The sequence below is a fragment of the Alteribacillus sp. JSM 102045 genome, assembly GCF_041949975.1.
Classification (GTDB): domain Bacteria; phylum Bacillota; class Bacilli; order Bacillales; family Marinococcaceae; genus Alteribacillus.
Map to the genome: position 1 here is coordinate 122,222 of NZ_JBHFQG010000007.1, position 21,467 is coordinate 143,688.

16 protein-coding genes, 1 tRNA gene, 1 pseudogene and 1 other annotated feature are annotated in these 21,467 nt (G+C 40.2%); of the genes and pseudogenes, 17 read left to right on the plus strand and 1 reads right to left on the minus strand.

Annotation, left to right across the window (positions count from 1 at the left end; genetic code table 11):
- The first annotated feature begins 44 nt into the window (after positions 1-44).
- From gyrA to ACE1TI_RS07345, 3 genes are all read left to right on the plus strand, one after another.
- Positions 45-2,564 carry a DNA gyrase subunit A gene (gyrA, locus tag ACE1TI_RS07335; RefSeq protein WP_375006930.1) on the plus strand — a complete coding sequence of 840 codons (2,520 nt, stop codon included), beginning with the start codon at positions 45-47 and terminating at the stop codon, positions 2,562-2,564.
- Between the two features lie 204 nt (positions 2,565-2,768).
- Positions 2,769-3,086, plus strand: a complete 318-nt coding sequence (locus ACE1TI_RS07340; protein ID WP_375006931.1) for a hypothetical protein — start codon at positions 2,769-2,771, stop codon at positions 3,084-3,086.
- 71 nt (positions 3,087-3,157) lie between these two features.
- Positions 3,158-3,700, plus strand: coding sequence for an HD-GYP domain-containing protein (locus ACE1TI_RS07345; protein ID WP_375006972.1), 543 nt, complete (start codon positions 3,158-3,160; stop codon positions 3,698-3,700).
- A 128-nt stretch (positions 3,701-3,828) separates the two neighbouring features.
- Here ACE1TI_RS07345 and ACE1TI_RS07350 read toward each other — a convergent pair whose 3' ends face one another.
- Positions 3,829-4,779, minus strand: coding sequence for a YaaC family protein (locus ACE1TI_RS07350; RefSeq protein WP_375006932.1), 951 nt, complete (start codon positions 4,777-4,779; stop codon positions 3,829-3,831).
- A 378-nt stretch (positions 4,780-5,157) separates the two neighbouring features.
- Here ACE1TI_RS07350 and guaB point away from each other — a divergent pair, with 378 nt between their 5' ends.
- The 14 genes and pseudogenes from guaB (at position 5,158) to ACE1TI_RS07420 (ending at position 20,724) form a co-directional block, all read left to right on the plus strand.
- On the plus strand, positions 5,158-6,615 hold the full coding sequence (guaB, locus tag ACE1TI_RS07355; RefSeq protein WP_375006933.1) for an IMP dehydrogenase: 1,458 nt from the start codon (positions 5,158-5,160) through the stop codon (positions 6,613-6,615).
- A gap of 233 nt (positions 6,616-6,848) precedes the next feature.
- On the plus strand, positions 6,849-8,162 hold the full coding sequence (locus ACE1TI_RS07360; RefSeq protein WP_375006973.1) for a serine hydrolase: 1,314 nt from the start codon (positions 6,849-6,851) through the stop codon (positions 8,160-8,162).
- Between the two features lie 197 nt (positions 8,163-8,359).
- Positions 8,360-9,244 (plus strand): pyridoxal 5'-phosphate synthase lyase subunit PdxS, encoded by an 885-nt coding sequence (pdxS, locus tag ACE1TI_RS07365; RefSeq protein ID WP_375006934.1) that lies wholly within the window; start codon positions 8,360-8,362, stop codon positions 9,242-9,244.
- A gap of 50 nt (positions 9,245-9,294) precedes the next feature.
- Positions 9,295-9,900 carry a pyridoxal 5'-phosphate synthase glutaminase subunit PdxT gene (gene pdxT, locus ACE1TI_RS07370; protein WP_375006935.1) on the plus strand — a complete coding sequence of 202 codons (606 nt, stop codon included), beginning with the start codon at positions 9,295-9,297 and terminating at the stop codon, positions 9,898-9,900.
- Positions 9,900-10,120: a binding site (T-box leader), on the plus strand. Its footprint overlaps the gene before it by 1 nt.
- 138 nt (positions 10,121-10,258) lie before the next feature.
- Positions 10,259-11,539 carry a serine--tRNA ligase gene (gene serS, locus ACE1TI_RS07375; protein WP_375006936.1) on the plus strand — a complete coding sequence of 427 codons (1,281 nt, stop codon included), beginning with the start codon at positions 10,259-10,261 and terminating at the stop codon, positions 11,537-11,539.
- 309 nt (positions 11,540-11,848) lie between these two features.
- Positions 11,849-12,301, plus strand: a complete 453-nt coding sequence (locus ACE1TI_RS07380; protein ID WP_375006937.1) for an Lrp/AsnC family transcriptional regulator — start codon at positions 11,849-11,851, stop codon at positions 12,299-12,301.
- Positions 12,302-12,355: 54 nt separating this feature from the next.
- Positions 12,356-13,363, plus strand: a complete 1,008-nt coding sequence (locus ACE1TI_RS07385) for an ABC transporter ATP-binding protein (RefSeq protein ID WP_375006938.1) — start codon at positions 12,356-12,358, stop codon at positions 13,361-13,363.
- The gene (locus ACE1TI_RS07390) at positions 13,347-14,393 is read left to right on the plus strand and encodes an ABC transporter ATP-binding protein (protein WP_375006939.1); all 1,047 of its coding nucleotides are present in this window, start codon (positions 13,347-13,349) and stop codon (positions 14,391-14,393) included. Before ACE1TI_RS07385 ends, ACE1TI_RS07390 begins: the two co-directional genes overlap by 17 nt.
- 90 nt (positions 14,394-14,483) lie before the next feature.
- Positions 14,484-16,271, plus strand: a complete 1,788-nt coding sequence (locus tag ACE1TI_RS07395; protein ID WP_375006940.1) for a peptide-binding protein — start codon at positions 14,484-14,486, stop codon at positions 16,269-16,271.
- A gap of 153 nt (positions 16,272-16,424) precedes the next feature.
- Entirely contained in the window at positions 16,425-17,390 is a 966-nt protein-coding gene (locus ACE1TI_RS07400; RefSeq protein WP_375006941.1) for an ABC transporter permease, read from the plus strand.
- A 12-nt stretch (positions 17,391-17,402) separates the two neighbouring features.
- Positions 17,403-18,299: an oligopeptide ABC transporter permease gene (gene opp4C / locus ACE1TI_RS07405; protein WP_375006942.1), complete on the plus strand. Its 897-nt coding sequence runs from the start codon at positions 17,403-17,405 to the stop codon at positions 18,297-18,299.
- Positions 18,300-18,575: 276 nt separating this feature from the next.
- Positions 18,576-18,668, plus strand: a tRNA-Ser gene (locus ACE1TI_RS07410).
- A 343-nt stretch (positions 18,669-19,011) separates the two neighbouring features.
- Positions 19,012-19,935: pseudogene (locus ACE1TI_RS07415) on the plus strand (tyrosine-type recombinase/integrase).
- A gap of 165 nt (positions 19,936-20,100) precedes the next feature.
- Positions 20,101-20,724 carry a helix-turn-helix domain-containing protein gene (locus tag ACE1TI_RS07420; protein ID WP_375006943.1) on the plus strand — a complete coding sequence of 208 codons (624 nt, stop codon included), beginning with the start codon at positions 20,101-20,103 and terminating at the stop codon, positions 20,722-20,724.
- The last annotated feature ends 743 nt before the right edge of the window (positions 20,725-21,467 follow it).

A 21,467-nucleotide genomic window follows, 5' to 3' on the forward strand; every position in this document is an offset into this window, starting at 1 on the left:
CCGCTTTTCTTATCACAGCTCCATAATTTTGGGAGGTTGCAGGAATGGCAGAGAATGAATCAAGAGTCACAGAAATAAATATTGGCCAGGAGATGCGTACATCTTTTTTGGATTACGCGATGAGTGTCATTGTCAGCCGGGCGCTTCCGGATGTGAGGGACGGCCTTAAACCCGTACATCGCCGCATACTGTATGCGATGAATGAGCTTGGTATGACACCAGACAAGCCTTACAGAAAGTCAGCTCGTATTGTCGGTGATGTTATTGGTAAGTACCATCCGCATGGTGATTCTGCTGTGTATGAAACAATGGTTAGGATGGCACAGGATTTCAGCTACCGAAAAATGTTAGTAGACGGCCACGGAAATTTTGGATCTGTAGACGGAGATGCTGCAGCAGCAATGCGTTACACTGAAGCAAAAATGTCCAAAATTTCTATGGAAATGGTCCGAGACATTAATAAGGATACAATTGATTACCAAGATAACTACGATGGAAATGAGAAAGAACCAATCGTGCTGCCAGCAAGATTTCCAAATTTACTAGTTAATGGGGCAGCGGGAATTGCTGTGGGAATGGCTACTAATATTCCTCCACATCAGCTTGGAGAGGTAATTGACGGTGTACTAGAGCTGAGTAAAAATCCGGAAATGACAGTGCCTGAATTAATGGAATATATTCTAGGTCCTGATTTTCCAACCGGAGCTTTAATTCTTGGACGTTCTGGAATTAAAAAAGCTTATCAAACAGGACGGGGCTCAATTATTATACGTGCTAATGCTTATATTGATGAAAACAAAAATGGAAAACAATCAATTATTGTCGATGAATTGCCATATCAAGTCAATAAAGCACGTTTAATAGAAAAAATAGCAGAACTGGTAAGAGACAAAAAAATTGAGGGCATTACCGATTTACGCGATGAATCAGACAGAAATGGTATGAGAATCGTTATAGAAGTCCGTAAAGATGCTAACGCCAACGTACTGCTAAATAATTTATATAAACAAACAGCTCTTCAAACAAGCTTTGGAATTAATATGCTCGCTTTAGTGGACGGCCGGCCGCAAGTACTAAATCTTAAAGAATGCTTAAACCATTACCTTGAACATCAAAAAGAGGTAATTAAACGGCGTACTGCATTCGAATTAAGAAAGGCAGAAGCGAGAGCTCATATTCTAGAAGGATTACGGGTAGCTTTAGATCATTTGGATGAAGTGATCGAGCTGATTCGCGGGTCGGAAACGACGGATATCGCAAGAAACGGGCTGATGGAGAAATTTTCTCTTAGCCATGATCAGGCTCAGGCTATTTTAGATATGCGTCTGCAGCGACTAACAGGTTTAGAGAGAGATAAAATTGAACAGGAATACAAAGACCTGGTGGAGAGGATTAAAGAACTTAAAGCCATTTTAGACAGTGAAGAACGGGTTCTCGAGATCATTCGAGAAGAACTGGGAGAGTTAAAAGAAAGATTTAATGACGAACGCAGAACGGTTATTACAGCAGGCGAAAATCAAATTGAAGACGAAGACTTAATCCCTCGTCAAAATGTAGTCATTACTATTTCCCATCAAGGTTACTTGAAACGGATGCCTATTGATACCTATCGCAGCCAAAGAAGAGGAGGCCGCGGGATCCAGGGTATGGGCACCAATGACGATGATTTTGTCGAACACTTATTTACGACAAGTTCTCACCAGACGATTCTCTTTTTCACAAACAAGGGAAAAGTATACCGGTTAAAAGCCTATGAAATTCCTGAACTAAAACGGACAGCAAAAGGAATTCCGATTATTAATCTACTTCAAATAGAAAAAGATGAATACATTAGCACGGTAATCCCTATTGAAGAATTTTCGGATGATGCATACCTGTTCTTTTTAACAAAAAGAGGTATTGCAAAACGAACAGTACTATCAGCCTTTTCAAATATTCGTAAAGGCGGCCTGTTTGCCATTAATGTCCGAGAGAATGATGAACTGCATGGGGTCCGTTTAACCCATGGTGATGAAAGCCTGATTATTGGTACCAAATCTGGTATGGCTATTCATTTTAATGAAAAAGATGTAAGGTTCATGGGCCGTACTGCCACCGGTGTGAAAGCTATTTCATTAGATCAGGATGATGAAGTCGTTGGAATGGATATCACCTCTGAAGACAAAGATGTGCTCATGGTTACTAGTAAAGGGTTTGGAAAACGTACACCAATTGAAGAATTTAAAGTCCAAAACCGCGGCGGAAAAGGCCTTAAAGCGTGTAACTTAACAGAACGTAATGGAGACCTTGTTTCTATGCGTTGTATTTCAGAGGATTATGATATTATGATTATGACCATTCATGGGGTTTTAATAAGAATGCAAACCCAGGAAATATCTAGACTGGGCCGCTATGCTCAAGGGGTCAAATTAATCCGCCTTTCTGAAGGAGAAGAAGTTTCTACTGTAGCACCAGTAGAAACACCGGAAGAAGAGTCAGATAATGAAACAAACAGCCAAAACGAAAAACTATCAGAAGAAGCTCCGCCTTCTAATTCTAAAGAAGAAACTAATTCTGACGAATAATATCAACCTTCGGCTTTTATGGCCGGAGGTTTTTTATAGGAAAAAAGTTTATAAACCAATAGTCCTTGTTGTATAATGAAAGCATTAAGGAATTATTCAGATGTTCATTTTTTTTCACTGTTAGAAAAGTCGGCAAGTTTTTTTAAGCTGGTTACCTTTAAAGGGCGATAAACCGAGTGTTTCTTAAAGGGGAAGAGGAAGAATATGAAGGTACAAAGCCACCAATTAAAAGAAGGCTGTATACTCGATGTTTACGCAGTCACTTCTCATCCTGTTGTAAGAAAAAAGACTGTGCTAAATGCAGACCACTTAAAAGTTTTAGAAGTGTTTTTTATACAAGAAGTAAGTATAGAAAAAACTTTAATAGATAGCAGCCCTTTTTATCCGACTGTTCAAGAAGAAGAAGAGCAAGAAACTCACACATTTACTATAGATGAACTGAAAACATTTCTAGATCATTACTTAGAAGCGGTGCAATCATATAAGAGGTTATTTCAATCCTGGCTGGTGGAACAAAAGTAGAAACGGGTGAAGTAAGAAAGCTCTCCTCCCCGCTTGTTAATAAAATGATGGAAGAACCTAATAAAGTGTTAATGCTGCACCACTATAGCACTAGAGAAAATTATCTATATTCATCATGCAATTGCTACCGGGTTGTTAGCCGTATACTTAGCCAAAAAGCAGCATTTCCCAAAAAAATTATGGCAACGGGCAGGAGTTGCAGGGCTCTATGTGATGCTGGAATGGCAAGACTTCCAGCATCTATATTAAACAGTAAAGGTCATTTATCAGAAGAAAATTATGTGGAAGTGAAAAATCACCCTTATTACTCTTATAAAATGTTAAAAGAGACAAAGTCTGTTTCCGATCACGTGCTGAATGCTTCATTACAGCATCATGAAAGAGAAGATGGAAGCGGGTATCCCTTAGAAGTAAAAGGGGACAAGATACATAAAGTGAGCGTGAGCCGGGTAATTGCGGTTGCTGATGTCTATCACGCGATGACAAGTGAACGGTATTACAGAAAAAACAATCTTCATATAAAGTTATTGATAAAATGTCAAAAGAGCAATTCGGAAAACTTCACCCTAAAACTGTTCAAATATTTCTATTGGAACCAAAGTACGTTTAAGTAATGGAGAATCAGGAGAAATCATTTATATTGACAAAAAGTATCCAGCTGCTCGATTGGTACGCTTGCAAGATAAAAATAAAGTCATTCAAATAACAGCAAAAGAAGGACCATTTATTGAAGAGGTAGTGTCTAATTGAAAAACGGTTTAAAAAGGGAAGGAATGGACCCTTCGGCTGCCGTTAAATATGTTTTAATAAAAGGATAATCTTCAGAGTATTGCAATGAGATTAACTCTCCCCACCATTCTCCCTCATATCTGCAAATCATGCTCAAATTATATAACAGTAAATAATGTACACACAGTTTCGGAAGAAGGCGGTCATGAGCAGAACGCAATGGAGGCAAAAATAGCTGGTTATTATTTTCTAAAAAAAGAGATTTTTGATGCTCAGTTAATTTATTTATTTTCAAACTAACAGAAGTATCATTAACCTGTTTAATCCCCTGCAGTTGGATACCCATATTTTCAAGGGTATTTGAGAAAGATTTAATATCTTCCTGATAAATAGGCTGTGGTGTTTCTATCATTAAATATGAATTGTTTATATCAATTCGGGGAAGGTCCCCTGTTCCTTTGACTTTACAATATAGGGGGAGTATTTCCTCTATCAGCAAAAGCAATTCGCTCATTTTCCATTTTTCTCCGGTTGAATGTTTCATGTGAAACATAAATTGAGAAAAGTGAGGAAAAAAACCTTTTTTTTGAATTTTAATTTCGTCATCGAGAAAGGTATATCCTTTCTTTTTTCTTTTTCTTGAAGTTACTCCGTGAGCAAGAACTTCAACAGTGGAAGGATAACTGGGGTCTACAATTAACACCAGCCCTTTTAACAGATGAGTAAGTCCATAAAAAAGAAGAAGCGGTTTAACCAATAACGAAGAATGTATACCTTCTATCCAATAATTTCTTCCTATCAGCCATTCATAATGAAAGATGGAGGCATTTTGATAACTCCATTCATAAGCTTCTTTTTTTAAATCCGGCCGAAGCAGATATGTTTCTAAAAGCCATCGGCGCAGTACTTCTTGTGATTCGTAAGGAGAGAAATATGAAAAAAGTGCAGTATCGTTATTATTCACAATAAATGAGCACCTCCCTTTCATATTGTATTAGACGCTTCCAACTAATGCTGAGACTCTAATGCACGGTCTTCTATATTTAACAACCATTTGTAATGTAACAAGGGAAAAGGAAGCTAGTGTTAGAGTGAAAATTCTAAAGAAAAAAGGAATGTATTTTTCGGAATGTTTAAACTTATTCCATTTACTCGTGCCATTCCAAAAAAAATGATAAGATATTAGAAAATCTCAGGAATAAAGACGCACTAAAAGCTTACATAAAAAATCTGTGAGTTTAGTTTGAGCAGCAGACTGTTAATTTATGATGGAATGACCATCAGAGAAGTATTAATTATTCTCGGCTGTTTAGTTTAAACATAAAGAAAGGATGAGATAACTGTGAGAGAAGACAAGTTTGCAAAAGAAGGCCTGACATTTGATGACGTACTGCTGGTCCCAGATCGTTCTGATATCCACCCGAGGGATGTCTCAGTAAAAACAACTCTTTCAGAGAAATTAAAATTAAATATTCCAATTATTAGTGCTGGAATGGATACGGTAACAGAAGCATCATTAGCTATTGCAATTGCCCGTGAAGGCGGCCTTGGTATTATCCATAAAAATATGTCGATTGAAGATCAAGCCGAAATGGTAGATCAGGTTAAACGTTCAGAAAGCGGCGTAATAACTGATCCTTTCTTTCTAACTCCCGATCGGCAAGTATTTGATGCGGAACATTTAATGAGCAAGTATCGCATTTCAGGAGTGCCTATTGTTGATCATGAGCAAAAATTAGTCGGTATTTTAACCAATAGAGATTTGCGTTTTATTGAAGATTATTCAATTAGAATAGAAGAGGTTATGACAAGCTCTAATCTGGTTACTGCTCCTGTTGGTACTACTTTGCAAGAAGCAGAGAGTATCCTTCAAGAACACAAAATTGAAAAACTGCCGCTCGTGGAAAAAGATCAAACCTTAAAGGGTCTTATTACTATTAAAGACATTGAGAAGGTCATTGAATTTCCTCATTCTGCAAAAGATGAACATGGTCGTTTATTAGCAGGTGCAGCAGTAGGTGTTACAAACGATGCATTAAAGCGTGTCGAAGCGCTGATAAATGCAGAAGTAGATGTAATCGTTATTGATACGGCACATGGTCATTCTCAAGGTGTTTTGGATAAAGTAAGAGAAATTAGAGACGCTTACCCTTCACTAACCCTTATCGCAGGGAATGTAGCGACTGCTGAAGGTACAAAAGATCTTATTGAAGCAGGAGCAGATGTTGTGAAAGTTGGTATTGGACCCGGTTCTATTTGTACCACACGAGTGGTTGCAGGCGTAGGGGTGCCGCAAATCACAGCTGTATATGATTGTGCCCGTGAAGCTAGTAAACACGACATACCAATTATTGCAGACGGAGGCATAAAGTACTCCGGAGATATTGTGAAAGCATTAGCAGCAGGCGGACATGCCGTGATGCTCGGCAGTATTTTAGCCGGTGTTACTGAAAGTCCAGGAGAAACAGAAATTTATCAAGGCAGACAGTTTAAAGTTTATCGCGGCATGGGTTCCATGGGAGCTATGGAGCAAGGAAGTAAAGACCGTTATTTCCAGGAAAATAATCAAAAATTAGTCCCTGAAGGTATTGAAGGAAGAATCCCTTATAAAGGCCCGCTTTCTGATACTTTGCATCAATTAATCGGGGGTATCCGAGCCGGCATGGGTTACTGCGGAACAGCAACTATCCATGATCTAAGGAAAAATGCACGATTTACCCGTATTACAAATGCAGGGTTAAGGGAAAGTCACCCGCACGATGTTCAAATAACAAAAGAAGCTCCTAACTATAACTTATAAGACCCGCCTATAATTAGGATCTGCCTCAATAAGGTGTTTCTGTTTATGAATTGGCTGTTACCTCTCAATAAGAGAGAGCCCAGAAAAAAACCTTGTTGAGGCAGTTTTTTCTTTTCCCGGGAAATATTTAATTAACAGGAAATAGGTCTCATGACTATCTATTTTTTTACTTATTCCTGTGATAAAATATCGATTGTGCAAGTAGACCGTGGAGGTGCAAGATTTTGAAAAAAATGAAATGGATAAAAACAAGTATTGCTGCGTTTTTAAGCTTAGGCCTTCTATTTGGTGGGGATAAGGTTGTTTCAGGCCAAGAACCAGATCTAGAAGCAGATTCAGCTATTTTAGTGGAAGCAGAAACCGGGAAAATAGTATATGAAGACAATATAGATTTAATTTTACCACCGGCGAGTATGACAAAAATTATGTCAGAGTACCTCGTACATGAAGCTGTAAACAATGGAGACATTGCCTGGGATGAGGAAGTGGAAATTAGTGATAACGTACGGCAGCTATCGCTTGATACGACGCTTTCCAACGTGCCGCTTCGACAGGATGAGACGTACACTGTTCAAGAGTTGTATGAAGCATTGGCGATTTATTCTGCAAACGCAGCTACTGTAGCTCTGGCAGAACACATAGCTGGGTCAGAGAGTAATTTTGTGGATATGATGAACGAAAAAGCAGAAGAATTAGAAATGAAAGAATATGAGTTTGTCAATTCAACGGGCCTTAATAATAAATCAATGAACGGTGCTCACCCAGATGGAACAGAAGCGGATGCTGAAAATATGATGTCAGCTCGAGCAACCGCTATACTTACTTACCATTTATTGAAAGATTATCCAGAAGTACTCGATACGGTAAGTATTAATGAAAAAACATTCAAAGAAGACACTGAAGATTACATAGAAATGCAAAATTGGAATTGGATGCTTCCAGATGGACCAATGCCTTATGAAGGTGTAGATGGATTGAAAACAGGTTTTACTGATCTGGCCGGGAACGCATTTACTGGAACTGCCGAAAAAGACGGACTTCGTTATATTTCTGTAGTAATGCGAACCGCTTCAAGACAAGCCCGTTTTGAAGAAACCGCTAAATTGCTAGATTATGGTTTTGATAATTATTCCTTTGAAGAATTAGTGGCAGAGGGAGATCATTTTAAAGATCAAAATACCGTTCCTGTTACTAAAGGAAAAGAAAATGAAGTTTCAGTTTCTGCAGGTGATTCATTGTCTGTGTTAGTTGAAGAAGGAGAATCAGAAAATGTGAAGGCAGTTGTGTCGTTAGATGAAGAATTACTTGATGAAGACGGACAGTTAGAAGCTCCCGTAGAAGCCGGCGAAGTAGTTGGTACCGTTACGGTGGAAGATGAAGGAAATAATTATTTACAAGAAACCATGGCAGATCACAACCAAGTACCATTGGTTGTAGACAAAGATGTTGAAAAAGCAGGATGGCTGGCCCTGACTGCTCGCAGTATCGGCAGCTTTTTTGGTAATGTTTGGGACAATGCTGCAAGTTTTATGAGAGGTTTGTTTTAAACACACAGGCAATATCTTAAAAAGGCCTGCTCACTACCGCCGAAAGCGGAAAGAAAAAGTTCAGTACTTTATTCTCGGTAAAGGTAGTGTTACAATAAATAGCATAATAAAATCAATCTGTTTGCTCATGATTAGTATTACCCATATGTTAGCAAACAAATCATATATTTTAGGACAATAGCGGGAGGAATTAGAAGATGGCAGATAGAGGAACAGATAGAGTAAAACGTGGAATGGCAGAAATGCAAAAAGGCGGCGTCATCATGGACGTGGTGAATGCAGAACAAGCAAAGATTGCAGAAGAAGCTGGCGCTGTAGCGGTTATGGCGCTAGAGCGGGTACCGGCAGATATTAGGGCAGCTGGCGGAGTAGCTCGGATGGCTGACCCGACAATCGTAGAGGAAGTAATGAATGCTGTATCCATCCCTGTTATGGCTAAAGCACGTATTGGTCATATTGTGGAGGCGAGAGTTTTAGAAGCTCTTGGGGTAGACTATATTGATGAAAGTGAAGTATTAACTCCCGCAGATGAGGTTTATCATCTAGATAAAAGCGAATATACCGTACCTTTCGTATGCGGTGCGCGTGATTTGGGCGAAGCCCTTCGACGCGTTGGGGAAGGTGCTTCTATGCTCCGAACAAAAGGAGAACCTGGGACAGGCAACATCGTAGAAGCTGTTCGTCATATGAGAATGGTGCAATCTCAAGTGAAAAAGGTTACTGGGTTGTCAAAGGATGAACTCATGACAGAAGCGAAAAACTTGGGAGCCCCTTATGGATTGCTGCTTGAAATTAAAGAAAATGGAAGATTGCCTGTAGTGAACTTTGCTGCTGGCGGTGTCGCAACTCCATCTGATGCGGCGCTTATGATGCAGTTAGGTGCAGACGGCGTATTCGTAGGTTCGGGTATTTTCAAATCAGATGAACCAGATAAATTTGCACGTGCAATTGTAGAAGCAACGACTCATTATGAAGATTATGAATTGATTGGGCGTTTATCCAAAGGTCTCGGCACTGCGATGAAAGGTATGGAAATTTCTAATCTCGAACCTTCTGAACGTATGCAGGACCGCGGCTGGTAAAATCTACCCTCATCGTATCTTTTATCGTATATATGTGAAGGAGGGTTCCCATGATAAAAATAGGAGTACTAGCGCTGCAGGGAGCTGTTCGTGAACACGTGAAATCTTTACAAGCACCCGATGTAGAGGTCAAGGTAGTAAAGCGTGTGGAGCAGCTGGCCGAACTTGATGGTTTAGTTTTTCCCGGCGGAGAAAGTACCACCATGCGCCGTTTAGTTGGTAAATATGGATTTTTTGAGCCGTTGCAGCAGTTTGCTGAAGCAGGAAAACCTGTTTTCGGCACGTGTGCCGGGTTAATTTTAATGGCTGAAGATATTAAAGGCGAACCTCGAGGCTATCTTCAATTAATGGATATGGAAGTTCAGCGAAATGCTTTTGGCCGCCAACGGGAAAGTTTTGAAACAAAGCTTTTTGTCAAAGATGTAGGTGAAGAAGTCGAAGCAGTATTTATTCGTGCGCCGCTTATTACTGGTGTAGGAAAAGAAGTGGATGTTCTTTCTGAATATGAAGGAGAGATTGTAGCTGCAAGACAAAGTCATTTACTAGCTTGTTCATTTCATCCAGAATTAACAGAGGATGCGCGTTTCCATCAATATTTTGTACAAATGGTTAGAGAATCAAAAGAAACAACTGCTGATTCAATGGCAGTGACATAAAAAAAGCATGGAAGGGCATTAGTAATTGCATTTCTGATACCCAGAGAGCCGGTGGTTGGTGTGAACCGGCTGCAGAATGTAATGAATCCCGCTCTGAGTAAGAGAGTGAAAAGAAGTAGTTCTCTTCGTTTTATCCGCGTTACTGGGTTCAAAGAGGCAGGGATAATATCCATTTATCTTTGCAATTTGGGTGGCAACGCGGGCTATTCCCGTCCCTTTTGAATAAGGGGCGGGTTTTTTCACGCCAGATGCGAATCTTATGATCAAGCGCGCATTTGCAGACGTTATGCTCTAACTAAATCAACTTTTACTTAAATTATTATTACAATCGAAAAGTTTAGCTGAAGGAGGTTTTTATATGCTAGATGTAAAAAGACTTCGAAATAACTTTGACGAAGTAAAACAAAAGCTAGACAAACGAGGAGAAAATGTAAGTGAAATCGACAAATTTCAAGAACTAGATGAAAAACGAAGAACTCTTATCCAAAAAACAGAAGAATTGAAACAGCGAAGAAATACAGTTTCTCAAGAAGTAGCAAAGCTTAAAAGAGAAAAGAAAGATGCCGATCACTTAATAAAAGAAACAAAAGAAGTTTCTGCCAACATTAAAGCGTTTGATGAAGAATTAAAGGAAGTGGAAGATAAGCTGAACACCCTCATACTTCGCATTCCAAATATTCCTCATGAAAGTGTCCCATATGGAGAAGATGAGACGGATAACGAGGAAATTCGTAAATGGGGAAATATACCTTTTTTTCCTTTTGAGACAAAAGCACATTGGGACCTTGCCGATGAATTACAAATGATGGATTTTGAAAGAGGATCAAAAGTAACAGGCAGCCGATTTGTATTTTATAAAGGTGCTGGAGCAAGATTAGAACGTGCTTTGATTAATTTTATGATGGATTTGCATGAAGAAGAGCATGGCTATGAGGAGCTTCTTCCTCCTTACATGGTGAACCGTGATAGTATGACAGGAACAGGGCAGTTACCTAAGTTTGAAGAAGATGCATTTAAAATTAGAGAAGAAGATTACTTTTTGATTCCTACAGCCGAAGTTCCAGTGACGAATCTGTATCGCGATGAAATTTTAAAAGCAGAAGACCTGCCGCTGGCCTATGCTGCTTACAGTGCTTGTTTTCGTTCAGAGGCTGGTTCAGCAGGAAGGGATACCCGAGGTTTAATTCGTCAGCATCAATTTAATAAAGTAGAGCTTGTACGTTTTGTAAAACCGGAAGATTCTTATGATGAATTAGAAAAATTAACAGGACACGCGGAAAAAGTTCTTCAGCTTTTAGAACTCCCATATCGTGTTATGAATATGTGCAGCGGGGACCTTGGCTTTACTGCTGCTAAAAAGTACGATATTGAAGTGTGGCTGCCAAGTTATGAAGGTTATAAAGAAATTTCTTCCTGCAGTAATTTCGAAGATTTCCAAGCGCGCCGTGCTAATATACGATTTAAACGTGATCAAAAATCCAAAACAGAATTTGTTCATACGTTGAATGGTTCAGGTTTGGCTGTGGGAAGAACAGTGGCAGCCATTATGGAAAATTATCAGCAAGAAGATGGAAGCATTCAAATTCCACACGTCCTACGGGTATATATGGGTAACAAAGAATATATCACAAAGAAATAAAAAGAAGAGAAAGAAGGCGGATTTTCATAATTGCCTTCTTTTTTTGTCAAAAATATTGAATTGAAAGCGCTACCAATATATGATTCAAATGAATGATAATTTATTCTGTAAATACTTATAGAGAATAATATATCAAAAAGATTCCAAAAAAACAGAAAACTATATTGCAATATTGGAAACAATTACTTATAATAACCTTAATTATAGGTTTTTCTACGAATTCATAAAGAAAGATACTATAGTCCTGTTTTTTTCGTAACGTGAAGACGAAAATATTTATTAAATAGTAAATGAAAAGAAGTGAAGTGTATGAAAACTTTAGACCAAACTGATCTTTTAATTTTGGGGTACCTTCAGGAAAATGGGAAACGTTCTTATAGTGAAATAGCCCGCTTTCTTGATGTTAGTGAAGGTACAGTACGTTCGCGGATTAATAAAATGTTAAACAACAATGTTTTCGAGTTTATCATTCATACGAATCCAAACAAAGTTGGGCTGCAGGTCCAGGCAATCATAGGCTTATCTACAAAACTTGGAAAGCAGGAGAAAATTGCTGAATGCTTACAATCTTATTCTGAAGTACGTTTTATTGGCGCGTTTTCAGGAAAACACGATTTGATTATACAAGCTTATTTCAGAAATAATGAGGATTTAGTTAACTTTGTTAACGATGAACTTTCTCAGATTGACGGAATTTTGAATGCGGATGTAAATGTGGAATTAAAACAATATAAAGATTCGTTTTCTTATATACTCCCTTAAACATCGATTGAAAAATCTTGACATCTTGACACTAAACATAAGCGGGGTGGGTGCATGACAAGTGAAACGCTGCTGGATGTGAAGGGGTTAAAAACTTATTTTTCTCTTGAAAGTAATAAAACGGCTAAAGCAGTCGATGGAGTCGACTTTGACATACATAAAGGTGAAACTGTAGCTTTAGTCGGAGAATCAGGGAGCGGTAAAAGTATTACTGCGATGTCAATTATGCGGCTTATACCCGAACCACCGGGAAAAATTGTAGAAGGGTCCATGAAGCTGGAGGGGAAAGAATTACTTCAACTTTCTCATAAACAGATGAATAAAGTACGGGGCAATGAGATTGGAATGATATTTCAAGAACCCCTTACTTCCTTAAACCCTGTATTTACAGTAGGGATGCAAATAGCTGAACCGTTACGAAAACATAAAAAAATGAAGAAAAAAGAAGCATATAAAAAAGCTGTCGAGCTATTAAAAATGGTAGGTTTTCCAAATGCAGAACAAACAGTAAATGAGTATCCTCATCAACTATCCGGAGGAATGAGGCAAAGGGTAGTTATTGCTATTGCCATGGCTTGTAACCCTAAACTGCTGATTGCGGATGAACCGACTACCGCTCTTGATGTTACCATTCAAGCTCAAATTCTTGATCTGATGAAAGAATTAAAAGAACAAACTAATTCAGCCATTCTTATGATTACCCACGATCTGGGAGTGGTAGCTGAAATGGCCGATAAGATTATGGTGATGTACGGAGGTCAGATCATCGAAAAAGCTACAGTAAAAGAATTGTTCAATAATCCGAAGCATCCTTATACGGTGGGACTTTTAGCAAGTATGCCGAGAATAGAAGATGAAAAAGAAAGATTGGAATCTATTCAAGGAACAGTGCCGCCTTCTCATTCTTTCCCGGAAGGGTGTCGTTTTGCACCAAGGTGTAAGCATGCTATGGATGCTTGTACAAAAGCAGTGCCGGAACTAATAGAAAGTGAGAATAACCACAAGGTGCGATGTATTTTGTATAACGGGGAGGAGGTCATAATTCATGACAGTCATCAATGAATCCAAAGAAGCGCAAGATAACCTTCTTACCCCGCAGCAGCCAAAAGAAAAATTACTAGAAGTGAAAAACTTAAAAAAGTTTTTTCCTGTGAAAGGCGGTATTTTAAAAAGAACTATTGGCCACGTAAAGGCTGTTGATGATGTATCTTTGAGCGTTTATCAAGGTGAAACACTAGGGGTCGTTGGGGAATCAGGATCAGGAAAATCAACACTTGGCCGTTTAATATTAAAACTGCTTGATCCTACAGAAGGTCAAATTGTTTTTAATGGAAATGATATAACGAGCTATTCCCAACGAAAAGTACGTCCTCATCGAAAGGATATGCAGATGATCTTTCAAGATCCATACGGTTCACTAAATCCGAGAATGAGCGTAGGGGAATTAATTGAGGAACCAATGATGCTGCATGATCGTTTGACGAAAAAAGAACGCCAGAACAGGGTTATTGAGCTTCTTGACACGGTAGGTCTTGGCGGAGAGGCACGGTTTAAGTATCCGCACGAATTTTCAGGAGGACAGCGCCAGAGAATTGGAATCGCACGTGCGCTTTCTACACGCCCTAAATTTATTATTGGTGATGAACCTGTTTCTGCATTGGATGTGTCTGTTCAGTCACAAGTACTCAATTTAATGGATGATTTGCAAAAGGAATTTAATCTCACATACTTATTTATTGCACATGATTTAAGCGTTGTTAAACATATTAGTGACCGGGTTGCAGTTATGTATTTAGGGAGAATAGCAGAAGTTGCTCCGAAACATTCGTTGTATAAGCAGCCGCTTCATCCTTATACGAAAGCACTTATTTCCGCTGTTCCGGACCCAGATGTGAATAGAAAGAGGGAAAAAATTAAGCTCGAAGGAGATATGCCAAGTCCGTCGAATCCTCCTGCTGGCTGTCCTTTTCATACCAGGTGTCCTGAAGCGCATGAAAGATGCCGTTCTGAACGCCCTGAATTAACAAATATGGGCAATGAACATTATGTTGCCTGTCATCTCTATACAGAATCTTATAAAACCAATACGTAAAAATTTGCATTCTCACAGGGAGGTGAAGCCAGCTTTGTAGTTGGTTGCTGCGTTTAAAACGATTCCAAAATATTTAGGGGGGAACAAAAAGTGAAGAAGAAAAGTTTTCTGTTTTTCTTAATGGTACTTCTTTCCTTCGGGTTTATTCTTGCTGCTTGCAGCGGCGGAGATGAACCGACAGAAGGCGAGGAGACAGACACTGCTGAAGGGGAAGACGTAACGGAAGAAGGAGAAGAGTCAGCCGGGGAACCACAAGATGGAGGTATGATTACAGCTGCCATGTATTCTGCACCAGGCGGACAGTTTAATCCTATATTCTATGAAGATGCATATGAAGCGAATATTCTAGATTTTACACATGAATCCTTAGTTGCTCAGGATGAGAATCTGGAGTTTATTCCAGAATTAGCTCATGATTGGGAGTTCAATGACGATCAAACTGAACTTACTTATTTCCTTGAAGAAGGCGTTACCTGGCATGATGGAGAAGAGTTTACGGCGGACGATGTAGTATTCACCTTTACATCAATTGCTGACCCGGAATACGTAAATTCTGGAGGAGTGCGAACTGATTATGTTAATAAACTTGTTGGTTATGAAGAATACGCTGCCGGGGAAGCAGATGAACTAGAAGGTGTACAATCAGAAGATGATTATACCGTGACGTTTACCTTTGAAGAACCTAATGTGACAGCTCTTTATAACACTAGTTTTCCGATTATTCCAGAACATGTTTTTGCTGATGTAGCTGTAGAAGATATGCCTGAGAATTCTGCTTCTATTAATGCGGGTGAAGTGGTTGGCACAGGGCCCTTCCAGCTTACTGATATGCAAGAGGGGGAACAGTATGTTTTAGAGAAACATGAAGATTATTGGAAAGGGGAACCTCACTTAGATGGAATACAATGGCAGGTTATTGACCAGGAAATAATGACAGGAATGTTTGAAAACGGTGAACTTGATTTGGTAAAAGATCCAGGCGGGGTGCCAAAAGCTGACATCGAAACAGTAGAGCAGATGGATCACATTACGATGTTTGAACAGCAGGATCTAGGTTATCAACTCCTTGGTTTTAGACATAATAGAGGACCTAATGACTCCGTCACTGATACAGATACATGGGAACCAAATGAAAAAGTACAGGATAAACAACTTCGTCAGGCAATTGCTCATGCTATAAATCGTGAAGGAATTATTGAAGGATTGCTTTATGGCAGCGGTGAAGTATTGAACGCGCCATTCCCGGAAGCGTCCTGGGCATTTGATCCGGATGCGGTCCATCAATATGAGTATAGTGAAGAAAAAGCAAATGAACTCTTAGATGAAGCAGGTTATGAAGATACAAATGGAGATGGATTCCGTGAGAATCCAGATGGAGAAGAGTTTGTATTAAATCTTGATTATCCAACTGGAAATAAAGTACGGGAGCGAAGTGCGCCGGTCATTCAAGAGAATCTTGAAGCAGTAGGGTTGAAAGTAGATCTTCGAAATCCACGGGAAGCTGCTGCACACTTTGAAGAATTAGAAAAAAATGATACAGATTGGGACATGTATCTGGCAGGATGGAGTCTTGCTTCTGGAGATCCAGATCCTAACGGCATTCACGGTTCTGAATCGGCATATAACTATTTGCGCTGGGATAATGAAGAAAGCGACCAGCTTATCCAAGAAGCAATGCAGGCACCGGAAGCTTTTGAATTAGATTACCGTAAAGAAAAATACTCTGAATGGGCAGAGTTATTCTCAGAAGAGCTTCCAGAGATTCCGCTTTATTCTGAAAATCATGTGTTTGCACACAACAGCAGTTTGCATGGCATTACGAAAAAACCTCATACCATAGTGGATGATTCTCACGAATGGTGGTTGGAACAAGAATAAAATGAATGTGGAATTGCCAGGAGCGTTTCGGAAGCACCATGCCATCCGCCCCTGAACTATATGGATTTAGGAAAATTTTAGTCTCTGATTGAAATTTTTCTAAGTCCAATATGTTTTTGATACCTTTTCAGGAAAGTAGGAGGAGAAGAAAACATGTATAAATATGTCATACGCAGGATCCTACTTTTTATCCCTATGTTAATTGCTGTTTCCTTCATTGTATTCATGCTTGCCTATTTCGCCCCAGGTGATCCACTGACAGGCGAAAATATAGATCCGACGGTGGACGCCGAAGTGTTTGAACAACGAAGAGAAGCATTAGGGTTAAATGATCCACTTCATATTCAATACTTAAATTGGCTCGGTTCGGTGGCTAAAGGTGAATTAGGAGACTCTATTAACTATAATGGCCGCACGGTTGAAGGGCTGATTATGTCTAGAATAGACAACACTATATACTTATCTGTTTTTTCTTTATTTATTACTATAATAGTTGCTTTGCCTATTGGTATTTACTCTGCTAGAAAGCCTTATTCTCTTTTAGACTATGGCACCACCACATTTGCTTTTTTAGGGCTTGCTACTCCTAACTTTTTTGCTGGTTTATTGCTTATTTATCTTTTTGCATTTCAGCTGGGGTGGTTTCCATCACAAGGATCTATTTCAAATGTTGGATTAAGCGGTTTTGAGTATTTTATCGATAAAATAAGACATCTGATTTTACCGGGGATCACGCTCGGATTAGCCAGCACAGCTATTTATATGAGGTACATGCGGAGTGAAATGCTTGATGTGATGGGAAGCGATTTTATTCGAACGGCAAAAGCTAAAGGAATGGGAGATAGAAGTGTATTATACAAGCATACGCTTCGTAATGCCCTTATTCCAATTATTACTTTGCTTGGATTTGAGTTTGGGATGCTATTAAGCGGAGCGGTCATAACAGAAGCTGTATTCAATTACCCTGGTCTCGGTACTTTGTTTCTAGAATCAATCGTCAACCGGGATTACCCCGTCATCATGGGGATAAACCTAATTCTCTCGGTAACCATTTTAATTGGGAATCTATTGGCTGATATATTTTATGCCGTGGTAGATCCGAGAATTAGATACGATTAAGGGGGGAAGGTTATGGAAACGATACAGACAGCAGCTCCTGCTAAACTACAAAAGGGACACAGCCCCTTCAAGCTGGCCATGAAACGATTTATTAAAAATAAACTTGCTATAGCAGGAATTATTATTCTTTTGTTTTTTACATTAATTGCAATTTTTGCACCTTTTTTAACCACCCATGATCCTACTAAATCAGATTTGTTAAATGTGATGGCTGAGCCTAATGCTGAAAACTGGCTGGGCACAGATAGTTCAGGAAGAGATAATTTTGCGCGGCTTGTTTATGGTTCTCGGGTTACGCTTATCATTGGATTTATGTCAATGATCTGTATCATTGTTGTAGGGGTAATTTTAGGATCGCTTGCCGGGTATTATGGCGGCATTGTTGACGGTATTATTATGCGTGCTGCCGATGTTGTTTTAACGCTGCCATTTCTTTTATTTGTTTTAACTGTTATTGCGATTATTCAAGATATAACCATCACTTTATTTGTTATAGTTATTGCGGCAACTAATTGGCCGAATATCACAAGGATTTTACGAGGCACATTTTTATCATTAAGGGAAAAGGAATTTATTTTAAGCGCACGGTCGGTAGGATGTTCTGATTGGCGTATTATTACTAAACACTTTTTACCAAATGCTATTGGCCCTATTATAGTGAACGCAACAATTATGATGGCGACCATGATCATTCTTGAATCTGCCCTTAGCTTTGTTGGTTTCGGAATTCCGCAGCCAACCCCTACTTGGGGAAATATGGTAAATGAGGCTAGAAGTATGAGGGTGCTGACAGGAGCTCCCGAGGCCTGGGTTCCGCCGGGTATGGCTATATTATTAACTGTGCTTGCAATTAATTTTATTGGTGACGGCCTTCGTGATGCCTTTGACCCCAAAAGCAGTAAGCGGTAAGGAGTATTACAATCAATGGAGGGAGCTGCCTCTAATAGCAAGGAGTGCAGTTCCCTCTATCCTGTATACAGTGTTAAAATGGTGTCAGTATTCTCAGTATGGAAAAACATAAGTGGTCCGCCGTTTCTACAGGATGATTTTAATAAAGAAGGCTTTGCCATTAGAAATTTAACCCGATTAGAACATCTATTCAAATTTTTTTTGGAAATATGCTTGCTTCGTTTTTAGCTTTGTGCTAGTATATTCTTTGTCAGCAAAAAAATACATATTTCACACGGAGGAGTACCCAAGTCTGGCTGAAGGGAGCGGTCTTGAAAACCGCCAGGGGCTTCACGGCCCGCGGGGGTTCGAATCCCTCCTCCTCCGCCATATTACTTAATCGTTGATTTGACGCTACTTACAGGTTTCATTAACGGTAAGCAATAGCGAGATATGAGCGAAAAGTGCTAAACGGTTTAGGGCGAAAACAGCTAGCGTACATTGCCCGCAATTAAAAATTCGTTTCGCATTTTGAGCAATCAGTTACCGACATTCAGCGGCACATTACCGCAATACATATACGATTCAATCCGCCCCTCTAGGCGTAATCTAGGGGGGTTTTTTCGTGTCTAAATTCCCGGATAAACGAACAGGGCGCAAGACTATAACCATGCGGCAGCCTGTTGCGAGAAAAAGAGCTGTGCATACGTTAGACGACGCTTTTAAGTTTGTCATGAGCGTTAAGCGAGCGAACAATTTGAAGCCGCGGACATTAAAGGACTATGAGGTATACATGGGCTATTTTCGCGAATGGGTAGACGAGAATTACGGCAAAGACCTGCCAGTCGATCAAATCGACATTGACCTATTGAGTGAGTACGTCGTTTGGTGTTCGAAAGAAAAAGAGTACTACGGCGGCCACCCATTCAGAGAGCGCATGAACAAAGGTAAACGAGGCCTATCACCTGTAAGCGTCAATGTACGCATCAGATTGCTTCGGGCGTTCTTTAGGACGTTGTACAAGGAAGGCGTTATAAAAAGCAATCCTACGGCCAATCTGTCGCTAATGAGGACGGATGACGACACCGTACAGCCCTTAACGAAAGACGAGATAAAACGGCTACTAAAAGCACCCGATCAGCGTTACTTTGCGCAATTCCGGGATTATAACGTTATTACGCTTATGCTGGATACCGGCATGAGGATAAACGAAATATGTTCTCTTAAAGTACATGACGTGGACTTAGCTGCCAAGCGCATCATACTGCCGGCTGTCTATAACAAAAACTGAAAAAGCCGCGTTATGCCTATATCGAACAAAACGGCTAACCTACTAGCGCAACTGATAGAAGAAACGCAACTTAATTTCGATACCGAGGCCGTATTTACAACTAATTACGGCGAGCCGGTGAATGAGAAAACGATACAGAAGGTTCTGACAAAATACGCAAAAAAGGCCGGCATTGAAAAGCGAGTCACGCCGCACGTCCTCCGGCATTGCTTTGCTAAGTTTGCGTCGTTAAACGGTATGGACGTGTTCACTATTCAGCGCATGTTGGGACACGCGGATATTTCGACCACGCGCAAGTATGTACAAATGACCGATGACGACGTTATAAACCAGCACGATAAACATAGCCCAATTTCGTTCTTATAAAAAATAAAAAGGAGCGCGTACGAACACACAAAGGAGTCATACACACTCGTTACTAGTCATTTCGAGTATATCGAAAAAAGAGCAAAAAGCAAATTCTGCACGTATGCCCTTTTAACCGAATGCATGTTCGTGTTTTAGGCGCTCCAATACCGGGAGTGAATAAACATGTTAATCAACAAGTTAAGCAACGCCACGCCGGAAGACTACCGCAAGCTATCACCTTTTAAAACCGTCGATCAGCTTAACGAGGCGATACAAGCGCACCTATACGCCCACAGCCACGAATTGAGTAAGTCAGCCATTGCGGTATTTAAGTTAATCAAGAATGACGCGGCCAAGTACAGAGGCGTTGCGTTCATAAAATATGACAATATAGCGGAGGCTTGCAGCGTATCTTATGCGACTGTTAAACGTGCCATGAGAACGTTAAAGAAATGCGGCATTGTTGACGTTTACCGGACAACGCGTACCAAAGGCGAGGTAAAGGGCGGATATGGACATAATGTCATCGTTATAAAGCCGGCTGACCTATCGTCTGACCCGTCGCGGTTAAACCATCGCAAAGAGGCAGAGGATACCGACATACCAAACGATCAGCAGGCGGAAACAGGCGGGGAAGCTGTACCTAGTGAAGCTGATACCAATAAAGATATTATAAATAATACATCTTGCGATTCGTCTAGCCGCCCATATAGTCGTTTTAAAAAGGCGATCAGACAGTTTATTGACGCTAAACAACGCACAATAAGCCGGTTATATGGCGGTATCTTGCGCAAACGAAATACTTAAAGCTAGGCGGATATGAAGAGGCGGATCTATTAGATACGGCCTGTCGTGCGCTGTCTGTTACGTTCCAGGCGACAAAGAGGCGTAAGATACGGAATATACCGGGATACTATAACGGAGTGTTATCGCAAATGTATGACCGTATGTATGAGACGGAAATTATCGGGCTTGCCGGGCTGGAAGCGGAATAGGTAACGGATTTCCAATTAACTGGAAAAAACGGCCCAAAATGATACAACATATGTATTTATATTTTTTTTATTATTACGTGGAATAGAATACCGTTACTAACGCTTATAACGACTATACTTACGTACTATCCGACTATACCGTAATGACCGTCTATACTGCTGTACTATCGGTACTGTACGTACTAGACTAGGCTAGGCGCAAGCTATTGGGGCAGTGTTGAGCGTTATTATATGGCGGCAGGTAAACGGAAGGCCGGGCGGGGCGGATGAATGGGCGCAAACAATCCGATTTAACCGTTATTGTTGCGTAATAGGCAACGGGTAGTTAGGCGGTAAGCAGGCGGAGCAGGCCGGTAGGTGAGCGCTGGACAGGGGCGCATAGGTACGTGGGGCAGTCCGTTTACGTCTGCGAGAAGGGGCGCACTTAAAGACCGTCCGAAAAAAGCGGGGGTCAGGCTTCGGTCAGTTACGTCATAATATGCACGATTCTATGCAATATTGCGCCGATCACACCGAAAAGGGAGCGTTGATTTACCGCGGTATACAGCGTGCATA